The organism is Treponema sp., assembly GCF_052169735.1.
Taxonomy (GTDB): Bacteria; Spirochaetota; Spirochaetia; order Treponematales; family Treponemataceae; genus Treponema.
Map to the genome: position 1 here is coordinate 1 of NZ_JBQNBW010000095.1, position 5,997 is coordinate 5,997.

4 protein-coding genes are annotated in these 5,997 nt (G+C 45.3%); all 4 read right to left on the bottom strand.

From position 1 onward, the window contains the following. Nucleotides 1–115 precede the first annotated feature (115 nt). The gene (locus tag ACTTJ8_RS11190) at nt 116–3,076 is read right to left on the bottom strand and encodes an insulinase family protein (RefSeq protein ID WP_442721232.1); all 2,961 of its coding nucleotides are present in this window, start codon (nt 3,074–3,076) and stop codon (nt 116–118) included. Further along, nucleotides 3,064–4,122 (bottom strand): flagellar motor switch protein FliG, encoded by a 1,059-nt coding sequence (locus tag ACTTJ8_RS11195; protein ID WP_442721233.1) that lies wholly within the window; start codon nt 4,120–4,122, stop codon nt 3,064–3,066. Before ACTTJ8_RS11195 ends, ACTTJ8_RS11190 begins: the two co-directional genes overlap by 13 nt. Before the next feature lie 149 nt (nt 4,123–4,271). Next, complete coding sequence (locus tag ACTTJ8_RS11200; RefSeq protein WP_442716047.1) at nt 4,272–5,129, bottom strand: methyl-accepting chemotaxis protein; 858 nt, start codon at nt 5,127–5,129, stop codon at nt 4,272–4,274. Nucleotides 5,130–5,141: 12 nt separating this feature from the next. After that, nucleotides 5,142–5,912, bottom strand: a complete 771-nt coding sequence (locus ACTTJ8_RS11205) for an oxygen-binding di-iron domain-containing protein (protein ID WP_442716048.1) — start codon at nt 5,910–5,912, stop codon at nt 5,142–5,144. Nucleotides 5,913–5,997: the final 85 nt, after the last annotated feature.

A 5,997-nucleotide genomic window follows, 5' to 3' on the forward strand; every position in this document is an offset into this window, starting at 1 on the left:
ATACTTCATAATACACTCCTACTATGATCTATAAACAAGCATCGCGCTGATTATCTCGAAACGCACGGTTCGTGTCAATAGGAGGAGAATTTTTAAATATAAACAGAAATCCCGCTTAAATAGACGGTAAGACTGTCAGCTCAGGAAAACTTGCAGCATCCGGCTGTTTCAGCGCTGCATCGGAACATACCGTTGCCGCGCTTCCCTGTGAGATGTTTTCATACAGGCAGTCTGCAACCTGCTTGAGTTCTTTTTGGGAGCAGGAAATAATGCTCTCAAGGGTTTGTAAGCGTACTTCATTGGTTACCCCATAAAACAGGCGCGATAATGCTGCGGAACTTTTTTGTGCAGGGGTTGATGGGTACAAGAGCATACTATAGGTACCGGTGATGAGCGCTTCCAATTCCGTATCGCTGAGTACTTCCGTGCGGCTTTTTGCGATAATATCCTTCATAGCACGCAAGGAGGTGAAAGGTGCCGGATCCCGGTAGGTGGTCAAGGTAAAAAGCGAGGTCAGCATATCGGAAGAGGCAGCTGTCCCATAAGCGCCGCCGTTTACGCGGATTGCATTCCACAGCATACCTGTTTCAAGCCATTGTGCATACACCAGCGTTGCTCCATAGCTGAGCTGCGGAAAGCTGATCGGTATAACCTGAGCTGCAAAGCCTACCTGTACGCTGCTTGGAAAGGCAAATAACCGATACGGCGCTGCATTGCAGGCTGTACGGAAGCTGTTCGCTCTGCGTTTGGGGAAGGCAAAGTGCTTTAGATGCGGACTGAGCGCCTTTTTTGCCGTCTGTATATCCTCAGGAGTGCCGCATATTTTGACCAGCATACCTGCTTTGAGCAGTTTTCGGTGGATTTCTGTAAGCCGATTGGTAAGTTTTGTAATGACAGAACTATCTTTGCTGATTTGCCCGTAGAGTTCCCGCAAAAAACGGAGCTGCGGGATGCCTGCCCAGATATTTTCCGCTTGTTTTGATCCTGAATACAGGGAAGCTGCATGGAGAGAAGAGAGCGTGTGCCCTGCGTATGCCGGAACGGAATCAAAGTCATTTTTTGCCTGAATGACAATATCTGCCAGCCGTTTTGTATCGGTAAATGATGCGGCTGTAAGATAAGAAAAAATGAGGTTGATCGCCGGTTCAATATACTCCGGAAGCATCTTAGAGCGGATTCGTATCCAATCCCGATCGACAATATCACTTGCTTCCAGTGCATGATCAAAAAACACTGCCGAATCTCCTGCATAGTGTTTACCTGCACTGAATGTAACGGCAGAAAATCCGCCGGTTAAATAGGCAAATTGCGCAGCCAGAGAATCCCAGCTTTCTGTTGCCGTTCCCATTCCGTTCAGGGCGGCTGCATAGAGCGTTAGGTAGATATAGTCATCTGCAGAGAGGCAGTCAACAGGAATCGCGAGGTCAAGATAGGTAACGCCGTTTGTCGGCTGTTCATGGAAGACAGCAGGAACGGCTCCAAAATACTCCAAGTATTCCGGAATAGGCGGTTCAGGCGGCGGAATTTCTGTTTTTGAAAGATGCGGTATAAGCGATTGCAGTTCCGCCTCGTCTTCTTGTGTTTGCGGCGGTTCCGTCAACTTTTTCCGTTCTGCATCATTCAGTTTCTGCGCTGCGTGTTCGGCTTTTTGGGAAAGCGTCTCATCAATCTTTTCACAAAAATGAGGATCCGGCTGTACGGCAACAAGGATCCGGTGAGGATTGTCCAGTAAGAGCGTGCGGACTTGTTCTTGAATATAGCGCGGATTCTCTGCTATCCGCTGTTTGAGCCGCTCAAAAGCGGGAATATACCGCAGGGTATCTTCCGGTGGACAGTTATGCATCCATCCGCGCAATGCCCGTTTCATTAAGATCAGAGAGAACGGTCCGCTTGCACGGATAATCTCCCGGTTATAAAAGTCAATGGCATTCAACCCTGTTTTGATAAGCTGCGGGTCAATGGCTTCAGCTGCGATAGTTTCGAGTGCGGAAAGGATGTACGCTTCACATTGTTTTACCGCGTTTTCATCAATATCGACAAGCCCCAAGGTAAAGCTCATATTACTCAGCTCAGCATGTAATCCGCTCCCCACATAGATATCCTCTGCAAAAGGACAGTCCAGCAGCTTTTTTTGTAAGGGAGCCCCATCATGTCCCAGCAGCAGTTCTTCCAAAAACATCACATCCATCAACCGGTCTATGTCTTTGCTCTCAGAGAGGAGCCAATTCATCGTTACTGTCAGCTTATCAATGCTTTTTCCTTCCCCGCTTGGAGCTGTTACTGTGTATGTACGGGGAGCTGTATACGGCACAATGGGCGGAAGAGGCGCCGGTTTTTCTGCAGCATCAAAAAATTGTAAAAAATGCTCCTGCAAAAAGGCAAGCTGCTTTTCCGTGTCGATATTTCCGTATAGAAAGACCTTACAGTTGACCGGATGATAGTATTTCTTATGAAAGGCGCAAAAATCTTCGTAGCTGAGTTCCACAATATCGGGAGGGTAGCCGCCTGAATCATGGGAATACACGGTATCTTCATGCAATAGATAGCTGGATTGTCTCCACACTGCTGAATCAAAATCAGCATAGACACCGCGCATTTCATTGAGGACAACACCGGAAAAATACGGTTTGCCGTTTGCATCTATTTCAAGCCGATGTCCTTCCTGCTCAAAGGTTTCCCGTGTTAAAAGCGGGAAAAACACCGCGTCTCCATATACCGACATAAGGTTAAAATAGTCTTTTTCGATAATGCTTGCTGCGGGGTACACGGTTTTATCGGGAAAGGTCATTGCATTCAAAAATGTTTTAACGCTCTGTTTAGATAATATTAAAAAAGGGTCTTTCAACGGATAGTTTTTTGAACCGCATAGTACGGAGTGTTCCAGTATGTGTGCAACGCCGGAACTACTATTCGGCGGTGTCATAAAGGCAAATGCAAAAAGGTTTTCGGCATCATCATTGTGTATATGGTAGACTTCAAGTCCTGTTTTACAGTGCCGGGCAAAAATACCTTCCGCCTGTATCTCATCCAATTGTGTTTTTGAAATAATAGTAAATCCGTGCCCTACGGTACCCATACATCCTCTCCATCTCTGCCGTATAGCACAAGATCCCCTGCTTCCCAGCTTTTCCGTAAATCCTGTAAAAAACGGTTGGTAACCTCACGGCAGACGCGTACCGGTGCAGGGTTTACCTGCTGCTCTTCAAGAATAAATTGCCGCCGGTTTTTTGAAACATTATTGAGCAGCTTTTCTACCAGCGGCTCCGGCTTACGGGAAAGAAGGGCGGCAATATCGGTGTCTTCCATTCCGGATAGCTTCTTCTGCAAGAACCGGTCATCGGCAGTTAGTACGTCTTCAAAGGTGAAGAGCCGGTCTCGGATGTTCTTTTCGAGTTCGGGATTTGCTTCGGCAATATTCTGCAGGATAAAATCTTCTGTTTCGGAATCACTGCGCCGTAAAATTGCCGCGAGGACGGCACGCCCATCTATCGTTTCGGTTGAGCCTGTCCGTATTTTTGCAAGTTTCTCCCGCATGGAGGTACTGACCGTCCGTAAAACTTCAGGATCAATGGTTTTAAGCCGCGCCAGTCTGAGTACAATGTCTTTTTTTGTCTCATCATCCAGCGCGGTAATATAGCCTGCTGCAATTTTCGGTTCTACTTGAGAGAGTACGAGGGCTTGGGTTGCGGGTAATTCATCTGCAAGCAGCCGTTTGAGTTTTTCAGCATCAATTCCGTCTAAAAAATCGAAAGGGCGTTCAGGAATTGCAGGCACAGCCCGCTCCATAATCTCTTGCGCTTTTTCATTGCCGAATGCTGCCGTTAAAATACCTTGGGCTGTTTCCACTCCGCCGACGAAATCTTTTGCTTCGTTGTAGAGCGCGGTAAATTCACTTAAAATGTAGGCGGCTTCATCTTTATCCACATAGCGGATGGTCAGCATTTCTGCTACAACCCGTTCTATTTGCTCACGGGTGAGTTTTTGCAGGACTTTTGCTGCTTGTTCTTCACCTATCAAATATAAAAACTTTGCGACGCGACGGTACTGACTTTCTTTTTGTGTACTTTCACTCGGAACCTTTATCAATCCGCGTCGCTGTACTTCGCTTTCTAAATCGCTCATACCCCTCTCCCGCTCGGCTGTATTTATCTTTTCAATATCTCTAAGTCATAAGCTGCTTAGAGACTAGACCTGTGCAGAAACATAAGTTTCCGAACAGGTCGACTTTCTTAGTATTTTTCCTGATGGCGCATCCCTTTTGGCGTTTACTCTTATTCTTTTTTTTGTAAGAGGGTTCCCAAGTGAGTATGGCTTGTTTGTACCACATCCAATATGGTACGGGTCTCTTTTAAGAACACCTCTATATCTTTCAGTGAGGTAAAGCCTTCATGTATGGTAATATCCTGCTCTTTAATCGAAGATGTAACTTCCGAAAGAGCCCCCCCTGCATTGTTTAAGGTTGCGGAATTATTATCGAAAACTGTCAAAACACCGTTAAACGATTGCTGAAACTTTGAAAAAAGAGAGATAAAAAGCGACATGCTTTCATTTATATCTTTTACCGTTGATTGCAGCTCTGCGAGCTTTGCCTCAATTGTTTTTGCAAATGTTCCTGTTTGCGTAGAAAGATTCCGTACCTCATTTGCAATAATCCTGAAGCTATCCCCCGCCTTTCCTGCGCGTGCCGCCTCTATGGAAGCATTGATTGCAAGAATCCCTGTTTTAATTGAAACATCTTCTATACCGGCAACCATGGATTTTACCTCATTGGTACGCTCTTTTAGTATTTCAAATGAAGATGCTGTTGTTTTTGCATTTAAAGCAGCCTCATCAATTTCCTCTACTCGCTGGTGTATTTCTATTTGAAGCTGTTTCCTACTGACAAGTGTTTGTTCCAGCAGACTATCGACACGGGTGATATTTTGTGCAGAGGAACTGCTCTCTTGTTGTATTTCTTCAAACGCAGAAATAATGGTTTCAAATCGGGATTGCAGCTGTTCCACGGCATTCATAATGATTTGGAACGAGTGAGTAGTGATAAAGTCTAAAACAACGCCCTTATTGTATTTAACAACAATTTTATCGACTAAATCGGTAAAATTTTGTATTACTGTCTGTTCATCGGTCATGCGAGCACTTCCCTAAAATAAGCGATCGAGATAATCAACACCGCATTGCAAGTGAGAAAGCCAGTTTAAAAAGAGCTCTACCTTATCATCGGTATAGACAGCGCCATGCTGAGGCGCAAGGATAACCGGATTTAGAAGCCGTACTGTATCAACCCATCGTTTGACTATCTTGTTGGATGCCATATATCGGACATGAAAAGGTTCAATAAGCGGTATATGTTTTTGAAAGTCCTCAATCAAGAGGGTTTCCTGCTCTTCTTTTTCAAATACGGCTGCTCCTATATCTCCAGTAAACAAAATACGCGAGCGCTCATCAAAGAGGGAAAATTGCCCCGGGGAGTGCATAAAGTGGGATGGAATGCAGCGCATTTTACTGCCTGATGGGAGCGGTATGCTCATTCCTTTGTCGGGAATGCCTGTCATACGGGAAAAATCAACAATACCAAAGTGCGGCATAAAGCGCAGCCACAGCGACGAAATAAAGATATGCGCTTGTGTAATACCGAGCCATAGTGCAATGCCTGAAGAGACATCAGGATCTTGGTGCGAGAAAAAGATCGTATCAATTTTATCAACTGAAATGAACCGGCTGACGGCAGTTACTACTTGCGAAAACAAGTGTACTCCGCCCGGATCAAGCAGCACGCCGCGCCCCTTATCAATAATAAGATACTGCATGGTTTGTACAGCACCTTTGCGGTACTTTGTTTCACATCCTAACCAGATAAATTTGTGATCGGCATCCTCATAGAGGATTTTTCCTTGTGTTTCTTTTGTGTCCATTTGTATTGTTACCTCACAATGTAAGAGTCTTTTTAATAAACCTGTTCGGAAACTTCCGTTTCTGAACAGGTTACCTTGAAATGCG